Genomic DNA, 22,310 nt, shown 5'->3' with positions numbered 1-22,310 from the left:
AATAGCTCCGATGGCACTGAACATCCCAGGACTGAAATCCGCCCGTCCCGCCGACGGCAGCAGCGCCCCCACCGCGCCACGCGGCACCCTCGGTTTCCTGCGCGGGCGGCTGCCGCTGATCGGTCACCTGCCGCTCGAACAGCAGGTGCGCGTGCTCGGTACGCTGTTCCTGTTCTTCATCGTGATCGCCGCCTTCCTGGTCTGGCAGGACTTGCGCATTACCCGCTACAACGCGAGCTATGTGTCGGCGGCCGGCCAGATGCGCACGCTGAGCCAGAGCATGGCCAAGTCAGCGCATCAGGCGCTGGCCGGCGAATCGGCCGCCTTCGCCGAGCTGGCTGCCTCGCGCGACGCCTTCTTCCGGCTGCTCGACCGCGTCACCCAGGGCGGCGAGATCGACGGCGTCGACGTGCCGGCCAGTTCCGGTGCGGTGCAGGGTTCGCTGCAGCAGCTCGACGCGGCATGGTCCGGCTTCGATCAGAACGTATCGGCCGTGCTGGCCCAGGAAAAGGCGCTGCGTGCGCTCGGCGACGCCGCCCGCGCGCTCGACCAGCAGGCGCCGGCGCTGGCCGCCGCCGCGGCGCAGACGGCGGTCGTGCGGGCCGGCAAGGACGGCAACCTGTTTCACGGCTTCGCCACCGTGCTCAGTCAGGTTCAGGCCGGCGCGCACGCGACCGCGGCCGACGCGCCGGCGACACTCGCCCGCAGCGTGCCGGCACTGCGCGACGCCGCCCAGCAGATCGAGACAGTGGCCGAAGGCGCGGCGCGCGACACCTTCAGCAGCGCGCGCGCCGTCATCGACGGCCCGCTTGGCGTGCTGGCCGGTGAGCTCGACAAACCCGAAGCGCTGGCCGGCGCACGCAAGGCCGGAGCCGCCGTGATCGCCGAGGCGGCGACGCTGTCGAAACTGACCGACGAACTGGGCGCCGGCTATGTCGCCGAGCGCGAGGGGCGGCTGGCCCTGGCCGGTGCCGGCGCGCTGTGCGTGCTGCTGGCCCTGATCAGCGTGTTCCTGATGGTGCGCGCCTACAACGAGGACCAGAACGAACAGCGGCTGCAGGCCGAAGGTTCGCGCGAGGAAGCGAAACGCGAGAAGGACATGACGCAGCAGGCCATCCTGCGGCTGATGAACGAGATGGGCGACCTCGCCGACGGCGACCTGACCGTGCGCGCCACGGTGTCGGAAGACATCACCGGCGCCATCGCCGACTCGGTCAATTACACGATCGAGGAACTGTCGGTGCTGGTGAAGCGGATCAATGACGCTGCCGGCCGCGTGACCGAGGCATCGGAAACCGCGCAGCGCATCTCGACCCAGTTGCTGACGGCGGCGGAAAAGCAGTCGCGTGAGGTGACCGAATCCGGCCAGTCGGTGCTGGCGATGGCGCAGTCGATGAATATGGTGTCGCAGGAAGCGACCCGCTCGGCGCAGGTCGCACGGCAGTCGCTGGCCGCCGCGCAGAACGGCTCGACCGCGGTGTCGAACTCGATCCGCGGCATGAACGACATCCGCGAGCAGATCCAGGAAACGTCAAAGCGCATCAAGCGGCTGGGCGAGTCGTCGCAGGAGATCGGCGAGATCGTCGAGCTCATTTCCGACATTACCGAACAGACCAACGTGCTGGCGCTGAACGCCGCCATCCAGGCGGCGAGCGCCGGCGAGGCCGGCCGCGGCTTCACGGTGGTGGCGGAAGAAGTGCAGCGGCTGGCCGAACGTTCGGCCGAAGCGACCAAGCAGATCGCCGCCATCGTCCGCACCATCCAGACCGACACCCAGGACGCAGTGGCGGCAATGGAAAATTCCACCCGCGGCGTGGTCGAGGGGGCCCGCCTGTCCGACGCGGCCGGTCAGGCACTGGGCGAGATTTCGACCGTGTCGTCGGAACTGGCGCAGCTGATCGAACGCATTTCGTCGTCCGCCCAGGTACAGGCGGAACAGGCCACACGGGTGGCGCAGGGCATGCAGGGCATCCTGCGCATCACGGAGCAGACCACGGTCGGCACCAAGCAGACCGCGGTGTCCATCGGCCAGCTGGCGGACCTCGCCGCTGAACTCAAGGGCTCGGTCGCGGGCTTCAAGGTATGAGCACCTCCACCAGCGAACAGGATCTGGGCCCTCTGATCTGGGTCCGCGGCGAGATCGATCTTGCCCTCGTGCGCGCCGCAGAAGCGCTCGGCGACGGTCAGCACGGCAGCGGCGCCGAAGCACTGAAATTCGCCCAGACCCACCTGCACCAGGCGCGGGGCGCCCTGGCCATCGTCGGCCTCGATGGCCTGACCCATTTCTGCGACGCGCTCGAACAGACGCTGGCCGACTGGCACGGCGGCCGGCTGGCGGACACCGGCACCGCCGGTGCCGTCGCGCAGCGCGCGATCGCCGCGATCCGCACCCACCTGGACGAACTGGTGGCTGGCGGCAGCGACCAGCCGATGCGGCTGATGTCGCTCTACCGCGACCTGATGGCGCTGCGCGGCGAAGCCGTGGTGGCGCCGTCGGAACTGTTTTTCCCCGATCTGACACTGCGCCCGCCGCCTGCCCCGTCGGCCGCCGCCGCACTGTCGCCGCTGGACCGCGCACGCGCGCTGCGCAGCGCCCGCAGCCAGTTCGAACGCGGCCTGCTGCGCTTCCTGCGCGATGATCGCGACGGCCTGCTGCAGATGCGCCAGGCCGTCGGCGCGATCGAACAGACGCAGACCGCACCGGCCACGCGCGCCTTCTGGTGGGTGGCCGGCGCACTGTTCGACGGCATGGCGCAGGGCGCCATCCAGAGCGATTTCTTCATCAAGCGCCTGTGCGCGCGCATCGACGTGCAGATGCGCCGCCTGCTCGAAGGCTCGCGCGGCGTGGCCGAGCGGCTGATGCGCGACTCGCTGTACTTCATCGCCACCGCCGAACACCCAACACCGGCGCTGCGCGCGGTGCGCGACACCTACCGGCTGGACACGCTGCTGGCCACCGACGCCGACACGCGCGACGACATCGCCGCGCTGCGTCCGGCGCTGGCCGCACTGCGCGAGTCGCTCGGTCAGGCCAAAGAGGCATGGACGCGCTTCTCGTCCGGCGCCGCCGTGGCACTGCCGCAGTTCCACGAACAGTGCGAATCCATGGTGGCGTCGGCGGCGCGCGTCGGTCAGCCCGACCTCGCCCGGCTCGCCGCCGCACTGCTCGACCTCGGCCAGTGGCTGCGCCGCGATCCGCTGCAGCACCAGGAAAACCTGGCGATGGAAGTCGCCACCGCACTGCTGGTGATGGACGCACTGGTCGAGCAGTTCAGCCGCGCCCAGAGCGACGACCTGCCGGCCCAGGTCGATACGCTGATCGACCGCCTGGCGCGCGCCCGTCGCGGCGAAACGCTGCCGGCGATGCAGATTCCGCTGTTCGACGAAATGTCGCGCCGCGCCCAGGAGCGGCTGTTCATGGGTCAGGTCGCGCGCGAGATCCTGGCCAGCCTGACCGAAGTCGAACAGCAGCTCGACGCCTATTTCCGTAATCCGGCCAAGGCAGCCGAACTGGCTGCACTGGCCGCGCCGCTGAAGCAGGTCGAAGGCGCGCTGAACATGCTGGGGCAGGACGACGCGGTGTCGCTGGTGCGGCACTGCGCGCAGCAGATCGCCCGCATGGCGCAACCTGACCACGTCGCCGCCGAAGGCGAATTCGAGGCGCTGGCGCACCAGCTGTCCGGCCTCGGCTTCTTCGTGGACAAGCTGCAGTACGGCCCGGCCGATCTCGACGCCATCCTGAACCCGCGCGGCAGCGCACCGGCGACCGGCGACGTGCCGACCGAGGCGGACGAAGCCAGCGTTGAGTCGGAACTGGCTGCACGCCGCAGCGAGGCGACCCAGCTACTCGACCGGCTGGCGCACGGCGACGCCGACGAACACACCCGCGACGAATTGCGGCAGTCGCTCGAAACCATCCGCCAGGACGCCAAGTTGCTGGCCGACGAAAAGCTGGAAAAGAGGGTGACCGAAACGCTGGCGGCGCTGAAGGCCGGTGACGCTGCAGTGGCCGACGCGGTGCAGGCGCTGGCCGAAGCCCCGGTCGAATCGCTGGCGCCGTCGGCCGACACGGTGCGTCTGGCCGAAGCCAGTCAGGAGGAATTCGATGCCGAACTGCTCGAAATCTTCATCGAGGAGGCACGCGAAGTCCTCGACAGCATCGCCTCCGGCACCGCCGCCGCACGTCAGGCGCCGCACAACCAGGAACTGCTGACCGCGCTGCGCCGCGGCTTCCACACGCTGAAGGGCAGCGGCCGCATGGTCGGCCTGCGCGACCTCGGCGAAAGCGCCTACGCGATCGAGCAGGTGATGAACCGCTGGCTGTCCAGCGAGCGCGACGGCACGCCCGAACTGTTCGACCTGCTCGACCGCGCGCGCGACCTGTTTGCCGGCTGGGTCGAACAGCTGGCCGACGGCAACACCGCCACGCCCGAGCACGGCTGGCTGCCGCCCGCCTGCGCGGCGCTGTTCGGTGGCGAGCCAGACGACAGCGAAGCCGCCCCGGCCAAGCCAGTCACCATCGAGGCGGCGGCCGCACCGGACGACAACGCGCTCGACATCGAGCTCGACATGGACCTCGATTTCAACCTCGACGCGGACGACACGCCGGCAGGCGTCATCGAACTGGACGACGCGCCGCAGGTGGTCGAGGCGACGGCCCCCGACTTCGATCTCGATCTGGACCTCGGCCCGCCCGTCGCCGGCGAAGCCGAGGCCGTCATCGACAGCCCGGAAGCGATCGACATCACGGCCGACATCGACGCCGAAGACCTCGCACTGGACGCCGGCACCGACCGCACGCTGTTCGACCTGTTCGTTGCCGAGGCGCGCGGCCATCTGGCCACGCTGCGGCGCGAACTTGCCCGCCTGCACCTGAACCCGTCGCTGCTTCCGACGCAGGACAGCCTGATCGCCGCGCACACGCTGGGCGGCATTTCGCTGACCGTCGGCCAGCCCGATATCAGCGCGCTGGCAAAGGCGCTCGAGCACGCACTGAGCCGCTGCGAAGCGCACGGCGAGCCGCCGGCCGACCACGAATCGGCGCTGCTGAACACGGCCGCCAGCACGCTTGAAAGCCAGGTCGGCGCGATCGCCGACGGTGGTCAGGCGCACGCTGCGCCGGCCCTGGTCGAACAGCTCGACGCGCTGTTCTTCCACACCCGCCCGGCCGTCGAGTTGCCGGTGCTGGAGATGCCGGCCGGCAGTCACGACATCCCGTCCGCACCGGATCTGGACGTCGGCGCCGCCGACATCGACGAAATCACCCTGGCCGAAAGCGGCGCCCGTTCGGTACTGAGCGACCGCGACGGCTTCCGCTGCGGCCTCGACGCGGACGGCAACACCCAGCCCGAGCCTGAACCGGCAGTCGAAGCGATCGACGCCGACACGGCGGCGGAAGTCGACGCCGAATTGCCCGCGGCGGACGTCCCGCTGCTCGAAGAGCCGACGCTCGACCTGTCGCCCGACGAAGCGGCAGCGGACGTGACGGCCACCGACGACGACATCGCGCTCGACCAAGCGCTGGCGGACGAAGACATGCGCTTCGAGAAGGTGGCGCTGCCGGACGAGTACGTGCTGCCGCAGACCAGCGACCTGCCGACCGCGGCCGACAGCCTGCGCAGCGCGGCGCCGCGAAGCGCCGCCGAAACCGCGGACGCACCGCGCGTCGCCGACGACATCGACCCGCAGTTGCTGCCCATCTTCATTGAGGAAGCGCACGACCTGCTGCGCGACATCGGCCACGAACTGCGCGCATGGCGTGAACAGCCGGAGCAGCTGTCCGCTTCCGACATGCTGCGCCGCCAGTTGCACACGCTGAAGGGCAGCGCGCGCATGGCGGGCGTCATGCGCTTCGGCGACCTGGTGCACAGCATGGAGGGCGTGATCGAAGCGCCCTGCAGTGCGGACGAGCGCCCCGCCGTGCTCGACGAACTTGAAATGGCCTACGACCGCTGCGAGGAACTGGTCGCCCGGCTGGAACGCGGGGAAACCGGCGAGCCGCACGAAGTCGCAAGCACGGACGCCGACGGCACCCAGGCGGTGCCCGCGGCTAGCGACGACGAGGCCGGCACCGTGCGCGAGCGGCCCACCGTGCGCGTGCGCTCCGACATGGTCGACCGCTTCGTGAACGAGGCCGGCGAAATGAGCATCGCGCGCACCCGCATCGAGGGTGAACTGCGCGCGCTGCGCGGCTCGCTGAACGACCTGACCGAGAACGTGCAGCGCCTGCGCGGCCAGTTGCGCGAAATCGAAATCCACGCCGAAAGCCAGATGCAGTCGCGCATGGCGGCGGCCGAAGCCCATCACGAACAGTTCGACCCGCTGGAGATGGACCGCTTCACGCGACTGCAGGAACTGTCGCGGCTGATGACCGAAAGCCTGTCCGACGTCACCACCGTGCAGTACAACCTGGTGCGCAACCTCGACGCCGCCGACACCGCCATACAGTCGCAGGCGCGGCTAAACCGCGAACTGTCGCAAGCACTGATGTCGGTGCGCATGGTGCCGTTCTCGACGCTGGAGGACCGGCTCTACCGGGTCGCCCGGCAATCGGCCAAGGAGCTGGGCAAGAAGGTGAACCTCGAACTGCGCAACACGCAGATCGAGCTGGACCGCGAAGTGCTGGAACAGATGACCGGCCCGATCGAGCACCTGCTGCGCAACGCGGTGGCACACGGCATCGAGTCGCGCGAGGCGCGCGCCGCCTCCGGTAAGTCGGAAACCGGCGAGATCGTGATCACGCTGACGCAGCAGACCAACGAAGTGGTGATCGAACTGGCCGACGACGGTGCCGGCCTCGCCTTCGACCGCATCCGCGCACGCGGCGTCGAGCGCGGCCTGATCGCGCCGGACGAGGTGGTCGACGAGCGTCGCCTGACCGGGCTGATCTTCGAACCGGGCTTCTCGACGGCGGCGGCGGTGTCCGAACTGGCCGGCCGCGGCGTCGGCATGGATGTGGTGAAGAACGCGACGACCGCGCTCGGCGGCCGCATCGAAACCACCAGCGAATCGGGCCAGGGCACGCGCTTCCGGCTGTCGCTGCCGATGACGCTGGCGGTGACCCAGTCGGTGCTGGTGAGCAGCGCCGGCAAGACCTACGCGATTCCGTCGTCGATGGTGCAGCACGCACGCGAACTGAAGGGCGACGCCGGCGAGGCGCTGCGCGAGGCGGGCGGACAGGAGTGGCTGGGCACGCATTACCGCTACCAGTACCTGCCGCGCCTGCTCGGCGACGGTCACAGCCAGCCGGTGCCGGGCAGCTGGGCGCTGCTGATCAACAGCGGCCACGAATTCATGGCGCTGGAGGTCGACGCGCTGCGCGGCAACCAGGAAGTGGTGGTGAAGCCGGTCGGCCCGCAGCTGTCGAAGCTGGTCGGCATTTCCGGTGCCACCGTGCTGCCCGACGGCGAGGTGACGCTGATCATCAACCCGGTGGCGATCGCCGCGCGCAACCGCAGCGAACTGCTGCGCGCGGCCTCGGCCGACGAGCCGGTGCGCACGATGGCACCGGTGGCGCAGGCGGTCGAAGCGCCGCTGATCATGGTGGTCGATGACTCGCTGACCGTGCGCAAGGTGACCAGCCGTCTGCTGGAACGCGAGGGCTATCGCGTCGTGACCGCGAAGGACGGCGTGGATGCGCTGGAAAAACTGATCGACACCGAGCCCGCGGTGATGCTGGTTGACATCGAAATGCCGCGCATGGACGGCTTCGACCTGACGCGCAACGTGCGTGCCGACACCCGCACAAAGGCCATCCCCATCATCATGATCACCTCGCGCACGGCGGAAAAGCACAAGGCCTACGCGCGTGAGATCGGCGTGAACCACTACCTCGGCAAGCCCTACAACGAGGCCGAACTGCTGGAACTGATCACCGGCTACGCCCCGCCGCCAGAGACCCTCTGATCACGCGCGATCCCCGGGGGAGCGGCACCTGTCGGAGCGGCCTTGGCCGCGACGCGGCTGTCGCTGGCCGCCGGCTGCGGTCCAGGCCGCAATCGCGAGCAGACTCGCTCCCACGGTCTCTGCTCCAGGCCTGAGCGAAGCGGCCACTGAGGGAGGCAGCGATTGCTGCCGACAGAGCCCGAAACCGGCGCCCCGCCCTGCCCGCCGTGGCAGTCGGGGTCAGAAGACCCCTCCCACGGAACCTTCGCCCGGGCTCAGGCCGTGGGTCGGGCGCTCCACCCCTGTGGGAGCGGTCTTCTGACCGCGACGCGGCTGTCGCAGTCCGCCGGCTTCGATCTAGGTCGCTGTCGGAGTCAGAAAACCCCTCGCACAAACCCGCCTCCGGCGACCGCCCGGGCCCGTGGCCTGCACGCGCGGCGTCGGCTTCAGGACCGGTCAGGCGCGCGGTAGCGCGATCACTTCTTCATCGTGTCCAGGCGCAGCTTGGCGAAACGGCCCGGCGCGTCCTCGATCGGCTTCAGCTTGCCCTTGGCCGGATCGCGTGCCGGCACGGTGTCCGCGTCCTGCGCGGTCACCCACTGCTGCCAGTCGGTCCACCACGAGCCCGGGTTCTGCGTGCAGCCGTTGAACCACTCGTCGGCGTCGCCCGGCAGCTTGACGCCAGGATTGGTCCAGTAGCCGTACTTGTTGGCCGCCGGCGGATTGACGATGCCGGCGATGTGGCCGGAGCCGCCGAGCACGAAGCGCACCGGGCCCGACACCAGCTGGGCGCCCAGATAGGTGCTCTTCCACGGCGCGATGTGATCCTCGATGGCCGACACGAAGTACACCGGCACCTTGATCTTGCGGATGTCGATCGGCTCGCCCAGCACGGTGATGCCGCCCGGCTCGCGCAGCTTGTTCTGGATGTACATCTGGCGCAGATAGAAGCTGTGCATGCAGGCCGGCATGCGGGTCGAGTCCGAGTTCCAGTACAGCAGATCGAACGGGAAGGGCTCGCGACCCATCAGGTAGTTGTTGACGACGAAGGACCAGATCAGGTCATTCGAACGCAGCATGTTGAAGGTGCCGGCCATTTCCGACCCTTCGAGGTAGCCACGTTCGAACATCTTCTTTTCCAGGCCCTCGACCGCCTTCTCGTCGATGAACACGCCCAGCTCGCCCGGCTCGGAAAAGTCGATCAGCGTGGTGAAGAAGGTGGCGCTGGCGATGCGCTTCTGTTTCTTGCCGGCGAGGTAGGCCAGCGTGGTCGCCAGCAGCGTGCCACCCAGACAGTAGCCGGCGGCGTTCACCTCGGTTTCGCCGGTGTGCTTCTCGATCATGTCGAGCGCGGCCAGCGGGCCCTGATGCACGTAGTCCTCGAAGGTGAGCTGGGCCAGCTTCTCGTCCGGGTTCACCCAGGAGATGACGAACACGGTGTGGCCCTGGTCGGTGGCCCACTTGATGTAGCTGTTCGATTCGCGCAGATCGAGGATGTAGTACTTGTTGATCCACGGCGGCACGATGAGCAGCGGGCGCTTGAACTGCTTGTCGGTGGTCGGATTGAACTGCAGCAGCTGCATCAGCGCGTTCTCGGCCACCACCTTGCCCGGCGTCGTGGCGACGTTGCGGCCCAGTTCGAAGGCCGAGGTGTCGGTCATGCGCACGCGCAGCTGGCCGTCGCCGTCCTCGATGTCGCGCAGCAGGTTGTTGAAGCCGCGCAGCAGGTTCTGGCCGTGGCTGCGCACGGTTTCGCGCAGCACTTCGGGGTTGGTCAGCGCGAAGTTGCTCGGGCTGAAGGCATTGATGGTCTGGCGGGTGAAGAAGTTGACCTTCTGCAGCGTGTGGTCGTCCATGCCCTCGACGTTGCTGACGACGTCGTGGATGTGACGGGCGGCGATCAGGTAGCTCTGCTTGAAGAAGTCGAACAGGAAGTGGCTCTCCCATTCCTCGCCGCGGAAGCGGTTGTCGCCCTTGACCGGAGTGACCACCGGCGCAGCATCCACGCCCATGAACTTCAGCATCGACTGCTGCCACAGCGTGTAGTAATCCCACACCAGGCCCATCTGCGCCTGCGCGAGCTTGTACGGGTTGGACAGCAGACGCGAGGTCATGTCCATGAAGGCCTGGGCGATGCCCAGTTCGTCGGCCGGCGGCGTCACGCCGCGCTTCAGTTGCCGCTGTACGTGTTCGCCGAGCAGCTTGCTCGCGCGCTCGGCCACTTCGGCGTAGGTCTTCGCGACTTCGGCCGGGTCCGGCAGGGTGGCGGGTTCTGCGGGCTTGGCGTCTTTGGCGGCTGGCTTGTTCATGGTCTCCCCCTGGGCTGGTTCAAGGCTGGGTAAAGCGGATCACGCCGTCCTGCCCGGGCAGGCGGCGCAGTTGTCCGGCTTGCCACAGATGGTTCAGGTGAGCGATCACCTCTCCCATGGCAAACCGGGTCTGGAAACTGTCGAGTTCGCGCTTGAAAAGGCGCGGCAGCAATTCGAAGGCGTGTCGCGGCTCGTCGCACAGCGCGGCGATCTGGGCGAGGCGCTTGTCGTGGTGCAGGCGCAACGCATCGACGCGGGCGACCACGCCGCGATACGGGTCGCCGTGCGCCGGCAGCACGACGGTGGCCGCGGCGAGCGAGCGGAAACGTTCGATCGAGTCGAGGTACTGACCGACGGCGTCGGTCTCGGGTTCGAAAGGCAGCGTCGGCGTGTTCGGCGAAATGGTGGGCAGCAGCATGTCGCCGGCGATCAGCACCGGGTCGTGTGCGCGATAGAAGGACAGGTGCTCGGGCGAGTGCCCGTGGCCGACGAGCGCCTCCCAGGCGTCGTCGCCGATGGTGATCACCTCGCCCGGCAGGATGCGGCGCATCGCCACCGGCACCGATCCTACGGTGCGCCGATAGCGCCGGCCCTCGAGCTGCATCGCCTCGGTCTGCGCAAGCGGCAGACCATGCTGACGGAAGAAGTCCGCCATCAGATCGATGCCGGATGCCGGCGTGTCACCGAACCAGGCCTGCGCGGTCAGGTACTCGCCAAGCGACATCCAGATGCGGGCGCCGGTCTGTTCGGCGAGCCAGTCGCCGAGACCGAAGTGATCCGGATGGCAGTGGGTGATCAGGATGCGTCGCACCCGGCGATCGGCCAGATCGCCGGACAGCGCCTGCAGCCAGTTGGCACGCGTCGCGTCGTCGGGGAAGCCGGCATCGACCAGGGTCCAGCACGGGCCGTGCTCGTCGTGGTCCTCGATCGCCCAGACGTTTACGTGACCGGGCGCGAAGGCGACCGGCATGCGCAGCCAGTGCACGCCGCGCACCACCGGCGCGAGCCGGCCGGGTTGCGGCGCGGTTGCGGGATGCGGTTCGAGAACGGGATCGTGGGCGGACACGGCGGTCGGTCTGGGCCAGGATGCTGAAGTCCTTGAATGGTAACCCGAAACGCCGGTCATTGTGCAGTGCAATATCAAGTGCGACGTCAGCCTGTTGCTACACTCGCGCGTCGGCGGTGGAACGCCCGGTGCGTTACCGCATCACAGACCCATGAGCCGATAACGGAGGAGACCCATGCGCGCTGCGATCACCCTGCTGGCCTTGCTGATGACCCTGCCTGTGCGGGCAGAGGACGAGGATCCGACCAAGTTCGTCACCTTCAGCCAGGATTTCGCCGCCAGCTGCGTCTCGCGCAATTCGGTGCAGTTGCTGGTCGGCAACAGCCACCCGAGCCGAACCGTGATGGTGTGGCTGGACCGCTACCACATGGGCGTGGGCACCGGCGACCGCTCCAAGACCGAGATGAAGCCGGGTGCCGAACCGGTGCCGCTGGGCTGTTCGCGCACGCTGGACGGCCCGCAGGAATGGCGCGTCGTGAAGGCGAAGTTCATGGACTGAGTCATCGAGCGAAGCGGCAATCCACCCTGCCCGTACGCGCGCCGCGCGTGCATACTTCGCTCTCCCGATTTACGACTTCCGGTTGCACACATGCGTGTCTGTGTCTTCTGCGGTTCACGCAGCGGTGATTCCCCGATTTACGCGGAAGCGGCCCACATCCTCGGCACGCTGCTCGCCGTGCGTGGTCATGGCCTGGTCTATGGCGGCGGCAACATCGGCCTGATGGGTCTGATCGCCGACGCGGCACTGGACGCCGGCGGCGAGGTGATCGGCGTCATCCCGCAGCATCTGCTCGAACGCGAGGTCGCGCACGCCAACCTGACGCAACTGCACGTGGTCGACAGCATGCATACGCGCAAGGCGCTGATGGCCGACCTGTCCGATCTGTTCATCGCCGCCCCCGGCGGCTTTGGCACTCTGGACGAACTGTGCGAAATTCTCACTTGGGCGCAACTGGGGCTGCACCATAAACCCTGTGGACTGCTCAACGTGGCCGGCTATTTCGATCCGCTGCTCGCCATGTTCGACCAGGCGACCCGCGAGGGTTTTCTCAGCGCGCCGCACCGGCAGCTGATCATTTCAGACGAAGATCCGATCCGCCTGCTTGACCGGCTGGCGGCCGGCGTGACGACCGGGAGTGAAACCGCATGAAGTCTGACTGGAACCGCCCGCTGCTGACCTGCATTGCCGCGCTGCTTCCGTGCACCGTCCATGCCGCAGAGCCGACCGCCTGGCTGCGGCCGGTCGACCTGATCGAGGCGGTACCGTTGCTCAATGAGGGCGGACGCGCCGGCTACGGCCGCTTCCTGCAGGTCACGCTGCGCCCGCGTGCGTTCGCGCTGAACATGAACGGCGACTGGGCGTGGAACGCCGGTGACGACGCGACCAGCGAAGCGATCGCCGCCTGCGAGGCACAGGGTCTGCCCTGCCAGCTGTACGCGGTCGACGACGAAGTGGTCATGCCGGGCTTCGAACTGGGTGCGCCGCTGCGCGCGCTCGGCAGCCATCTGGTGCAGGGGGCGGCACCTTGATGCGGGACCCGAATGCGCTGGTGCTGACCGAAATCGTCGACGGCATCGGCATCGTCACGCTTAACCGGCCGGACCACCACAACCTGCTCGATGCGTCGCTCGCCGAATCGCTGATCGCGGCCATCGACGACATGGTCGCGCACGCCGATGTGCGCCTGCTGGTGCTGTCGGCGCTGGGCGACAGCTTCAGCATCGGCGCCGACCCGATGGAACTCGAACGCAGCGGTCTGATGGCGGTCGAGCCGGCGCTGGCGGCGCGGCTGATGCGCACGCTCAGCGAATGCATACGCCCGGTGGTGGCCCGCGTGCAGGGCCCGGCAATCGGACTCGGGGCCGGTCTGATCGCCGCCTGCGACGTCGCCATCGCCAGTTTCGACGCGCACTTCGCCTTCGACGAGGTGCGCACCGGCCAGGTGCCGGCGGTAATCGCGCCCTATGTGATGGCGGCCATCGGCCCGGCACGGGCACGCCGCTACTTCCTGACCGGCGAGCGCTTTTCCGCGTCCGAGGCCTACCGTATCGGCCTGCTGTCGGAAATCGTCGCCTCGGCCGAGCACCTGGACGACGCCGTCGGCGAGGTGGTCGACGCGCTGCTGCTCGGCGGCCCCCGTGCGCAGCAGCAGATCAAGCTGCTGGTGCGCGCACTCGGCCGACCGCGCGCCGACGAGAAGACGCTCGATCACGCCGTCGAGATGGAAAACCGCATCGATACCGGCGCCGAGGCGCAGGAGGGGCTGGACGCGCTGTTCGCACGCCGCCGTCCCGGCTGGGTGCCGGCCGGACCCGCGTGATGGGCGTACTGCCCGCCCGCGTGCGCATCGTCGAGGTCGGACCGCGCGACGGTCTGCAGAACGAACGCGTCGCGCTGTCCATCGACGACCGACTGACGCTGATCGCCAGGCTGGTCGACGCCGGCCTGGTCAATATCGAAGCCGGCGCCTTCGTGTCGCCCAAGCGCGTGCCGAACATGGCGGGCAGCGGCGAACTGATGAAACGTCTGCCGCGCAGCAATCGCGTGAGCTACCCCTGCCTGGTGCCGAACGACACCGGACTGGACGCCGCGCTCGACGCCGGCTGCCGCGACATCGCCATCTTCGCCGCGGTGTCGGAAACGTTTTCGCAGCGCAATACCGCCTGCAGCATCGCCGAATCGATGGCGCGCCTGCGTACGGTGGCGCGGCGCGCGCTGGACAGCGATGTGCGGGTGCGCGGCTACCTGTCCTGCGTGATCGGCTGTCCGTACGAAGGGCCGATCGCCGCCGGCATCGTTGCCGACATGGCGCTGCAGTTGATCGACATGGGCTGCTACGAGGTCAGTCTGGGCGACACCACCGGCATCGGCACACCGGAGCAGATCCGGCGGCTGATCGACGCGGTGTCGGCGCGGGTGCCGGTGCACCGGCTGGCCGGTCACTTTCACGACACCTGGGGCATGGGCGTGGCGAATGTGTACGCCGCGCTGCAGTCCGGCGTGGCGGTGTTCGACGCATCGGTCGGCGGCTTGGGCGGTTGCCCGTTCGCACCGGGTGCCAGCGGCAACGTGGCAACCGAGGACGTGGTGTATATGCTGGAAGGTGCCGGTGTCGATACCGGCGTGAATCTCGGGAAGCTGGTCGGCGCGGCGCGCTGGGTCAGCGCCCGGCTGGACAGACAGGTGGCGTCGCGCGTTGCGCGCGCCTACAGGACGGAATAGATGGTTGCATCACCTTGCACCGGCGTGTGCACGCTCGACCGACAACTCGGCATCTGTGTCGGCTGCCTTCGCTCGCGGGACGAAATCGCCTGCTGGGGCTCGACCACCGACGCGGTGCGGCTGCAGATACTCGAACGCATCCTCGAACGGGAAGCGCAGGGCCACCGGCGCGTGGCGCCGGCAGCCGAGTGAGCGAGGGAACGACCCTCAGTTTTCGCGTCGCCGCCGCGGCTCGCTGGGACTGCCGTCAGGTGCCGGCGCGTCGCGCGAACCCGGAGCGCCCTGGGCCGGCTGGGAGCGCGACTGGAGTGCGGCTCGCTCGGCTTCGCGCTCGGCACGGCGACGATTGGCCTGGCTGCGCTGGAGTCTGAGATATCGCATGGTGAACACCTCCGGTCGGATTGCCCTGCTACACGCCACATCCTGAATCGGATGCAGTCGGGCAGCACATGAGGCAGCATTCGGATGCTGCGTGCCGTCGGACCGCACTCATTCAGCGTAGTTTCCACAGACCCAGTGTCAACCATGTTATTTGCATGAACACGCTTTTTCGCAGGTAAGCCACGTGAATGAAACACGACGCGGCGCAATGCGCCTGGTACTGATCAGCGGCATGTCCGGCTCGGGCAAGAGCGTTGCGCTCAACGTGCTGGAGGACGCCGGATTTTTTTGTGTCGACAATTTACCGGCCCCGCTGCTGCCGCAACTGGTCGGCCATCTGCGTGACGCCGGCTACAGCCGCGTCGCGGTGGCGGTCGACGTGCGCTCCGGCAAGAGCATGAGCGCATTGCCGCCGATGATGGGTGTGCTGCGCAACGGCACCGAACTGCAGACGCTGTTTCTGGATGCGCGCGACGACGCGCTGATCGCGCGCTTTTCCGAGACGCGGCGGCGCCACCCGCTGGGCGACGACCAGACTTCGCTGGCCGAGGCGATCCGTCGCGAACGCGATCTGCTCGAACCCATCGTCGCGCTCGGTCACCGCATCGACACCAGCGACCTGCCGTCGGCGGTACTGCGCAAATGGGTGCGCGAACTGGTGCAGATCGACGAGGGCTCCGGGCTGACGCTGATGTTCGAGTCCTTCGGCTTCAAACATGGCATCCCGCTCGACGCCGATCTGGTGTTCGACGTGCGCTGTCTGCCCAATCCCCACTACGACCCGGTTCTGCGTCCGCAGACCGGCTGTGATCAGCCGGTGATCGACTATCTGGAGCGCAGTCCGGAAGTGCTGCGCATGCGCGACGACATTGCGCGTTTCGTGCACGACTGGCTGCCCTGCTACATCAAGGACAGCCGCAGCTATCTCACGGTGGCCATCGGCTGCACCGGCGGCCAGCATCGTTCGGTCTACATGACGCAGTGGCTGGCCGAACACTTCCGCAAGGAAGCGCGCGTACTGCTGCGTCACCGTTCGCTCGCTTCGAGCGGCAAATGACGCGCCTGCGGCCCGGTGACTGGCTGATGATCACAGCCGGCCTGGCCGCAACCGTCGCCACGACCGCGGCGCAGTGGGGCCGGGCTGCGCCAACGCTGGCTCAGGTGCGCCTCGATGGCCGCATCGTCGCGGAAATACCGCTGAACGGTACGCATCGCGTCGCCATCGCCGGCGCGCTGGCCGCGCAGGGCGAAACCGTGATCGAGGTCGAACCGGGTCGCGCGCGCGTTGCCGCCGATCCGGGTCCTCGCCAGTACTGCGTGCACCAGGGCTGGCTGACGCGCGCTGGCGCGGTCGCGGTCTGCGCACCCAGCCACATTTCGCTGCAACTGGCCGGACCGGACAGCGTGCAGGACACGGTGGCGTTCTGATGAGCGCCGTGGTCGACGTCGAGCCGAGTACGCGCGACCGTCGCCTGGCGCGCTATGCGGCCGCAGCGATCGCCGCGTCCCTGATCGAGGCGGCGATTCCCAGCCCGCTGCCGGGCGTGAAGCCGGGTCTGGCCAACATCGTCATCCTCATCGTGCTGGCCCGCCACGGCTGGCGCGACGCCGTCTGGGTCAGCGTGCTGCGGGTGATCGCCGGCAGCCTGCTGGCCGGGCAGTTCCTCGCGCCCGGCTTCTTTCTCGCCGCCACCGGCGCACTGACCAGCCTGGCGGTGCTCGGCGCACTGCAGACATTGCCCTGGCGCTGGCTGGGGCCAGTCGGCCGCTCGGTCGCTGCGGCCTTCGCCCACATCGGCGGCCAGCTGGTGCTTGCGCGGCTTTGGCTGGTGCCGCACGACGGCCTGTTCAACCTGGCGCCCGTGTTCTTCGCCGCCGCGCTGGTGTTCGGCATCGTCAATGGCGTGGTCGCCGACCGGCTGTTGCGGGACAATGCGGCATGACCTCGACGTCCCGATCACCCACCATACTCGTCGCGCTGACCGGCGCCTCCGGCATGCCTTACGGCCTGCGCCTGACCGAAATGCTGCTGGCCGCCGGCTGTCGCGTCTGGCTGGTGTATTCGCAGGTAGCACAGATCGTGGCCCGGCAGGAGATGGATGTCGTGCTGCCGGCCAATCCGCAGCAGGCGGCGCGCGAACTGTCGGCGCGCTTCAACGCCGCACCGGGCCAGCTTGAAGTGTTCGGCCGCGAGGACTGGAACTGCCCGCCGGCCTCCGGTTCGAATCCGCCCGATGCGATGGTCGTGTGCCCCTGTTCGATGGGTACGCTGGCGTCGATCGCGCACGGCCTGGCGTCCAACCTGATCGAACGCGCCGCCGACGTCGTGATGAAGGAATGCCGTACCCTCATCCTGGTGCCGCGCGAGACGCCTTTCTCGACGCTGCACCTGGAAAACATGCTGAGCCTGTCACGCAACGGCGTGGTCATCCTGCCGCCCTCGCCCGGCTTCTACCAGCAGCCGCGCGAGATCGGCGACCTGGTCGATTTCGTGGTCGCGCGCATCCTCGACCAGCTGCGCGTGCCACACACGCTGCTGCCGCGCTGGGGCGAATCGCGCGATGCCGACTGACGCTGTCACACGCCTGACATGCAGATGAAACAAGCTGAAGGGCTTTCCGGTCGTGCCGCCGCAGGCGACCGGGCACCTCGGGAGCACGCACATGAAGATGGACAGCCAGCCGCTGGACGGCGGCATCACCCTGATCCGGCTCGACGGTCGTCTCGACATCGAAGGCGCGGAGACGCTGGACCAGCCGCTCACCTACGCCACCAGCACGCACCCGGCGAGGATTGCGATCGATCTGTCGGAAGTGAGCTTTCTCGCCTCGATCGGCATCCGCACGCTGCTGTCGGCGGCACGCGGCCAGGCCTCGCGCGGCGGCAAGCTGGTCATGTTCGGTGCGCAGCCGATGATACGGCGCGTGCTGCAGACCGCCGGCGTCGACCAGCTGCTGACGCTGTGCGACGACCTCGACGCCGCGCGCAAGGCGCTGGCCGACTGAACGCCGGAGCAAATCTCCACGGGGTGCGCTGTGCATAGCGCACACGCGCGCCGAAGCCTGCGCCTGATCAACGACAGCGGCGCCATTTCCGCTGCGAGCGCCTGGTTGCGCACGCTCGGCGACAGCTTCGATCTGGGCAGCGAACTGGTGTTCCGGCTCGACCTGTGCGCATCGGAACTGGTCGCCAACATCGTCAGCTACGCCTTCGACGACGAAGCGCCGCACACCATCGCGCTCGACCTGATTCTGGAGCCGCAGTCGGTCAAGCTGGTGGTGGCGGACGACGGCCGCGAATTCGATCCGCTGGAGCTGCCGGAGCCGGTGACCCCGGCCACACTGGAAGAAGCCAGCGTCGGCGGACTGGGCGTGCACCTGGTGCGCCAGTTCGCCGATCAGGTCAGTTACGAGCGCACCAGCGGCCGCAACCAGCTCACGCTGGCGTGGACCCGGCCAAGCCGCAGCAGCCCGAGCGGCAGCCGCACCCCGGTGCGCCGCGGCGTCGAGCGCAGGCGTCGCCAAGCCGCGGTGTTCCCGCTGATCCGCGCCGACGGCAGCCGTGTCATCCAAGACGCCCGCGTCGGCGGCGAGCGCCGCGCACTCGGTTTCATTTCGCGCCTCGACCTGTTCCGCGACGTGCCCTACGCGCTGATCGAAGGCCTGCTCGCCCATTGCGCGCAGCGCGACTACCCAGACGAATACGTGGTGCTGGCGCCCGGCATGCAGAACGACCACGTGGCCCTGGTGCTGGCCGGACGGCTGCGGGTCTACCTGGACGATCCGGCGACTGACGGCCAGGGTGGCTACACGGTGATCGGCAGCGGCGAATGCGCGGGCGAGCTTTCGATCATCGACGGCGAACCGGCGTCCGCCTGGGTGGTGGCCGAACCCGGCACACGGCTGCTGCTCATCGACGCCCACACCTTCTTTTCCGAACTGCTGCCGCTGCCTCAGGTCGCCCGCAACCTGCTGCGCCTGATGGCGGCGCGCATGCGCCAGGCCAATCACCAGGTGGTCGAGCAGGTGCGCCGCTCGCTGGTACTGGAACGCCTGCAGTCGGAACTGCGCACGGCACAGGAAATCCAGTCGGGCATGCTGCCGCTGCGCTCGCCGATGTTCGCCGAACATCCGGAGATCGAGTGCGAAGCCAGCATCCAGCAGGCGCGCGAGATCGGCGGCGACTTCTTCGACGCCTTCTTCATCGACGAGAACCGCCTGTTCGTCGCCATCGGTGACGTCTGCGGCAAGGGCATGCCGGCCGCGCTGCTGATGATGCGCACACTGACCACGCTGCGCGCAGAAGCGGCACGCAAGCAGGGGCAGAAGGGGCATCTGGAAAGGGTGATGGAACGCACCAACCGCAAGCTGGCGCTGAACAACGAACGACTGCTGTTCGCCAGCCTGTTCATCGGCCTGCTGGACACCCGCGATGGCAGCTTCCGCTACGCCAACGCCGGTCATCTGCGGCCCGTGCTGCTGCGTCGCGGCGACGCGCCGGTGCTGCTCAAGGTGCCGCGCAACCCGATCGCCGGCATCGACCCGACCATCGATTACGCACTGGGCGAAACCCGGCTCGGCTCGGGCGACCAGTTGCTGCTCTACACGGACGGCGTGACCGAAGCGCTGAACACGCGCGGAGAACTGTTCGGCGAAACGCGGCTGCTGGCGACGCTGACCGGTCTGCGCGCCGGCGCAGCAGGCGCCATCGACGCGGTACGCGAGGCGACCCGCCTGTTCTGCGACGGCCAGGCGCCGTCGGACGACGTGACGCTGCTGGCGCTGCGCTACATCGGCCACACGTAGAACATGCATCCGCCACGTCCTTCGCGGACGGCGGCGGATGCCCGTCGTGCTTACTGCACCTTGGCCTTCGACATCAGCGATTCGATGTGGGTCTGCACCGCCTGCTGCTGCATCGATTCGATCACGCGGTCCTTTACCTCCTCGAACTTCGGCGCTTCGGCGCGGCGCACGTCGTCGAGCTGGATCACGTGGAAGCCGTAGGCGGTCTTGACCGGCTCGGTCGTGAACTGGCCCTTCTCCAGCTTCTGCAGGGCGGCGTCGAATTCCGGAACGAAGGAGCCCGGGCGCGACCAGCCCAGCTCACCGCCGCGCTCCTTGCTGCCCGGATCGTTCGACACCGACACCAGTTCCGCGAACGGCGTCCCGGCCTGCAGCTTGGCGATGATGTCGCGCGCGACCTCTTCGGAATCGACCAGGATGTGGCGCGACGCGTATTCGTTCGGGCCGCCCTGAGCGACCACGCGCTCGTACTCGGCGCGGGCGGCCGCCTCGGTCACCGGGTTCTTCTCGACCCAGCGCTCCAGGTAGGCGTTGGCCAGCATCTCGCCACTGGAATAGGCGATGCGCTGCTGCACCTCCGGCACCTTGTCGGTACCGGCCTTGCGTGCCGCCTGCAGCAGCACCTCGCGGCGCACCAGGTGCTCGCGCACACGGTTGCGCAGGTCCTCGTTGTCGGGCGCGCCCTGGGCGACCTGCTCGCGCACCAGCAGATCCGCCAGCGCGGCGGGCACGGCCACGCCATTGACCTTGGCCAGCGCGGCACCGGCCGCAGGCGCCTTGGTCTGGGCCACGGCGGAGGCGGCAACACTCATCATCAGGGCGGCGGCAAGTGCGCCGATACGGTGGTTCATCAGGACATCCTCGTGGGTTGTGTGGGGCTCGTTCGAGCGGAATGCTTATACCGCCCTTTTGGCCGGTGTGGCGAGGGCTGCTGTAACCGTGCTGTCGCCGCGACGTCATATGTGCTGAACACGCACTGCATATCTTGAAGCGGTACCCTTCACGGAGACGGGAATGCTTCAGATCGATTCGGCACGCGAACGGCGTGCCCAGCGCAACCTCAGCGTCACGCTGGCGGCCTGCGAATCCGAGGTGCTGGCGGCGCAGCAGCTGCGCTGGCGGGTGTTCGCCGACGAACTTGGCGCACGGCTCGACAGCCCGGTGCACGGCGCCGACATCGACCGCTTCGACGCCCACTGCAAACACCTGATCGTGCGCGACGAGGACAACGGCCGCATCGTCGGCTGCTACCGCATCCTGCCGCCCGAGGCGGCGCGGCGCACCGGCGGCTACTACTCGGAAACCGAATTCGACCTCGGCCGGCTCGACCACCTGCGCTCGCAGATGGTGGAGATCGGCCGCTCCTGCATCGACGCCGACTACCGCAACAACGCGGCGGTGATCGCGCTGCTGTGGTCCGGTCTCGCGCGCTACATGCTGGACGGTGGCCACCAGTACCTGATCGGCTGCGCCAGCATCGGGCTGGCCGACGGCGGCCACAACGCGGCGGCCATCTGGGCCGGCCTGAGCGCGCACATGGCGCCGGCCGAATACCGCGTGTTCCCGAAGGTGCGGCTGCCGCTGGAGCGCCTGACACCGAACGCCGGCAGTGTCCTGCCGCCGCTGGTCAAGGGCTATATCCGCGCTGGCGCCGAGGTGTGCGGCGAACCGGCCTGGGACCCGGACTTCAACACCGCCGACCTGCCGCTGCTGCTCACCATGGCCAAGCTGGATGCGCGCTACGCCCGCCACTTCGTACAGCGCGCCGCCTGATCCGCGAACCGGGGAGGACGTAAGATGTCTGTCATCAGTCTGTTTGCCGACCTCGATCTTCCCTTGTCGCACCCTCATCCGCACCACCCCGTCGCGGCGCGTGCCGCCGCGGCCACGCACCACACTTCCGGCCTGCGCGCACAGGCGCGCATGACCTGGCGCATCGCGCGGCTGGCCGTGCATCTGGCCGCCGGCTGTTCACGCGTCGCCCTGCTCTATCCGCTGGTCGGCGAGCGCACGCAACGCAAGATGCGCGCACGCTGGTCGCGCCAGCTGCTCGGCGTGCTCGGTGTCGAACTGCAGGCGCAGGGGCCGCTGCCGCGGCCCGGCCAGCTGCTGGTGAGCAATCACATCTCCTGGGTGGACGTGTTCGTGATCAACGCCATCTCGCCGCTGTCTTTCGTCTGCAAGGACGAGGTGCGCAGCTGGCCGCTGCTCGGCTGGCTGGTGGCGCGCAACCACACGGTGTTCATCCGCCGCGCCAGCCGCAGTTCGGCGGCCGAGGTGCGTGACCGGCTGGTCGGTTCGCTCAGCTGCGGGCGCAGCGTGATGGTGTTCCCCGAGGGCACCACCACCGACGGCCGCGCCGTGCTGCCCTTTCGCGCCGCGCTGTTCCAGGCCGCGATCGACGCCGGCCGCGCGGTCAAACCGGTGCGCCTGCGCTATGTCGATCATCGCGGCGAGCACTCGGACGCCGCCGCCTACATCGACGACGTGAGCTTCTGGCAGTCGGTCTGCATGCTGGCGCGCGCTCCGCGCACGGTGGCGCGCGTCGAACTGCTGCCGGCCCTGCCCTCGCACGGCCTGACGCGGCAGGATCTGGCGCAGGTGACGCACGCCCAGGTGAGCGCGACCGCCTGAACAGTTGA

Annotated in this window: 19 protein-coding genes; 16 read left to right on the top strand and 3 right to left on the bottom strand. The window is 68.5% G+C overall.

Annotation, left to right across the window (positions count from 1 at the left end):
- Nucleotides 1–10: 10 nt before the first annotated feature.
- Entirely contained in the window at nucleotides 11–2,086 is a 2,076-nt protein-coding gene (locus AC51BJ_RS09945; protein WP_430435569.1) for a methyl-accepting chemotaxis protein, read from the top strand.
- Nucleotides 2,083–7,905 (top strand): hybrid sensor histidine kinase/response regulator, encoded by a 5,823-nt coding sequence (locus AC51BJ_RS09940; RefSeq protein WP_496280118.1) that lies wholly within the window; start codon nucleotides 2,083–2,085, stop codon nucleotides 7,903–7,905. The genes AC51BJ_RS09945 and AC51BJ_RS09940 overlap by 4 nt, the downstream gene beginning before the upstream one ends.
- A 455-nt stretch (nucleotides 7,906–8,360) precedes the next feature.
- Here AC51BJ_RS09940 and AC51BJ_RS09935 read toward each other — a convergent pair whose 3' ends face one another.
- Both AC51BJ_RS09935 and AC51BJ_RS09930 read right to left on the bottom strand, forming a co-directional pair.
- On the bottom strand, nucleotides 8,361–10,193 hold the full coding sequence (locus AC51BJ_RS09935; protein ID WP_430432272.1) for a PHA/PHB synthase family protein: 1,833 nt from the start codon (nucleotides 10,191–10,193) through the stop codon (nucleotides 8,361–8,363).
- 19 nt (nucleotides 10,194–10,212) lie between these two features.
- Nucleotides 10,213–11,259, bottom strand: a complete 1,047-nt coding sequence (locus AC51BJ_RS09930; RefSeq protein ID WP_496280117.1) for an MBL fold metallo-hydrolase — start codon at nucleotides 11,257–11,259, stop codon at nucleotides 10,213–10,215.
- Between the two features lie 175 nt (nucleotides 11,260–11,434).
- On the opposite strand from AC51BJ_RS09930, the gene AC51BJ_RS09925 reads away from it, so the two are divergent.
- The 12 genes from AC51BJ_RS09925 to AC51BJ_RS09870 all read left to right on the top strand — a co-directional run bounded on the left by AC51BJ_RS09925 (nucleotide 11,435) and on the right by AC51BJ_RS09870 (nucleotide 19,668).
- Nucleotides 11,435–11,758, top strand: a complete 324-nt coding sequence (locus AC51BJ_RS09925; RefSeq protein ID WP_019916116.1) for a hypothetical protein — start codon at nucleotides 11,435–11,437, stop codon at nucleotides 11,756–11,758.
- Between the two features lie 90 nt (nucleotides 11,759–11,848).
- Nucleotides 11,849–12,409 carry an LOG family protein gene (locus tag AC51BJ_RS09920; protein ID WP_020166348.1) on the top strand — a complete coding sequence of 187 codons (561 nt, stop codon included), beginning with the start codon at nucleotides 11,849–11,851 and terminating at the stop codon, nucleotides 12,407–12,409.
- Nucleotides 12,406–12,789, top strand: a complete 384-nt coding sequence (locus AC51BJ_RS09915; RefSeq protein WP_496280116.1) for a hypothetical protein — start codon at nucleotides 12,406–12,408, stop codon at nucleotides 12,787–12,789. The genes AC51BJ_RS09920 and AC51BJ_RS09915 overlap by 4 nt, the downstream gene beginning before the upstream one ends.
- Complete coding sequence (locus tag AC51BJ_RS09910) at nucleotides 12,789–13,580, top strand: enoyl-CoA hydratase-related protein (RefSeq protein ID WP_019916111.1); 792 nt, start codon at nucleotides 12,789–12,791, stop codon at nucleotides 13,578–13,580. The genes AC51BJ_RS09915 and AC51BJ_RS09910 overlap by 1 nt, the downstream gene beginning before the upstream one ends.
- Nucleotides 13,580–14,482, top strand: a complete 903-nt coding sequence (locus AC51BJ_RS09905) for a hydroxymethylglutaryl-CoA lyase (protein WP_496280115.1) — start codon at nucleotides 13,580–13,582, stop codon at nucleotides 14,480–14,482. The genes AC51BJ_RS09910 and AC51BJ_RS09905 overlap by 1 nt, the downstream gene beginning before the upstream one ends.
- A complete protein-coding gene (locus AC51BJ_RS09900) occupies nucleotides 14,483–14,674 on the top strand; it encodes a DUF1289 domain-containing protein (protein ID WP_430432279.1) in 192 nt (63 codons plus the stop codon). It begins immediately after the preceding gene.
- A 397-nt stretch (nucleotides 14,675–15,071) separates the two neighbouring features.
- Nucleotides 15,072–15,920: an RNase adapter RapZ gene (rapZ, locus tag AC51BJ_RS09895; protein ID WP_304026863.1), complete on the top strand. Its 849-nt coding sequence runs from the start codon at nucleotides 15,072–15,074 to the stop codon at nucleotides 15,918–15,920.
- 26 nt (nucleotides 15,921–15,946) lie between these two features.
- Complete coding sequence (locus tag AC51BJ_RS09890) at nucleotides 15,947–16,291, top strand: NusG domain II-containing protein (RefSeq protein ID WP_430432280.1); 345 nt, start codon at nucleotides 15,947–15,949, stop codon at nucleotides 16,289–16,291.
- A complete protein-coding gene (locus AC51BJ_RS09885; RefSeq protein ID WP_496280114.1) occupies nucleotides 16,291–16,806 on the top strand; it encodes a Gx transporter family protein in 516 nt (171 codons plus the stop codon). Before AC51BJ_RS09890 ends, AC51BJ_RS09885 begins: the two co-directional genes overlap by 1 nt.
- Nucleotides 16,803–17,435: a flavin prenyltransferase UbiX gene (locus AC51BJ_RS09880; protein WP_496280113.1), complete on the top strand. Its 633-nt coding sequence runs from the start codon at nucleotides 16,803–16,805 to the stop codon at nucleotides 17,433–17,435. Before AC51BJ_RS09885 ends, AC51BJ_RS09880 begins: the two co-directional genes overlap by 4 nt.
- Nucleotides 17,436–17,526: 91 nt before the next feature.
- The gene (locus AC51BJ_RS09875; protein ID WP_496280112.1) at nucleotides 17,527–17,868 is read left to right on the top strand and encodes an STAS domain-containing protein; all 342 of its coding nucleotides are present in this window, start codon (nucleotides 17,527–17,529) and stop codon (nucleotides 17,866–17,868) included.
- 30 nt (nucleotides 17,869–17,898) lie between these two features.
- Nucleotides 17,899–19,668, top strand: coding sequence for a SpoIIE family protein phosphatase (locus AC51BJ_RS09870; protein ID WP_496280111.1), 1,770 nt, complete (start codon nucleotides 17,899–17,901; stop codon nucleotides 19,666–19,668).
- A 50-nt stretch (nucleotides 19,669–19,718) separates the two neighbouring features.
- Here AC51BJ_RS09870 and AC51BJ_RS09865 read toward each other — a convergent pair whose 3' ends face one another.
- Entirely contained in the window at nucleotides 19,719–20,519 is an 801-nt protein-coding gene (locus AC51BJ_RS09865; protein ID WP_304005742.1) for a peptidylprolyl isomerase, read from the bottom strand.
- Nucleotides 20,520–20,682: 163 nt separating this feature from the next.
- Here AC51BJ_RS09865 and AC51BJ_RS09860 point away from each other — a divergent pair, with 163 nt between their 5' ends.
- Both AC51BJ_RS09860 and AC51BJ_RS09855 read left to right on the top strand, forming a co-directional pair.
- Nucleotides 20,683–21,441, top strand: a complete 759-nt coding sequence (locus AC51BJ_RS09860; RefSeq protein ID WP_430432285.1) for a GNAT family N-acetyltransferase — start codon at nucleotides 20,683–20,685, stop codon at nucleotides 21,439–21,441.
- A 24-nt stretch (nucleotides 21,442–21,465) separates the two neighbouring features.
- Nucleotides 21,466–22,302 carry a lysophospholipid acyltransferase family protein gene (locus AC51BJ_RS09855; RefSeq protein ID WP_430432286.1) on the top strand — a complete coding sequence of 279 codons (837 nt, stop codon included), beginning with the start codon at nucleotides 21,466–21,468 and terminating at the stop codon, nucleotides 22,300–22,302.
- Nucleotides 22,303–22,310 lie beyond the last annotated feature (8 nt).

This window comes from Methyloversatilis sp. S146-33, assembly GCF_059552495.1.
This window is presented reverse-complemented; position numbering and strand designations above follow the sequence as displayed.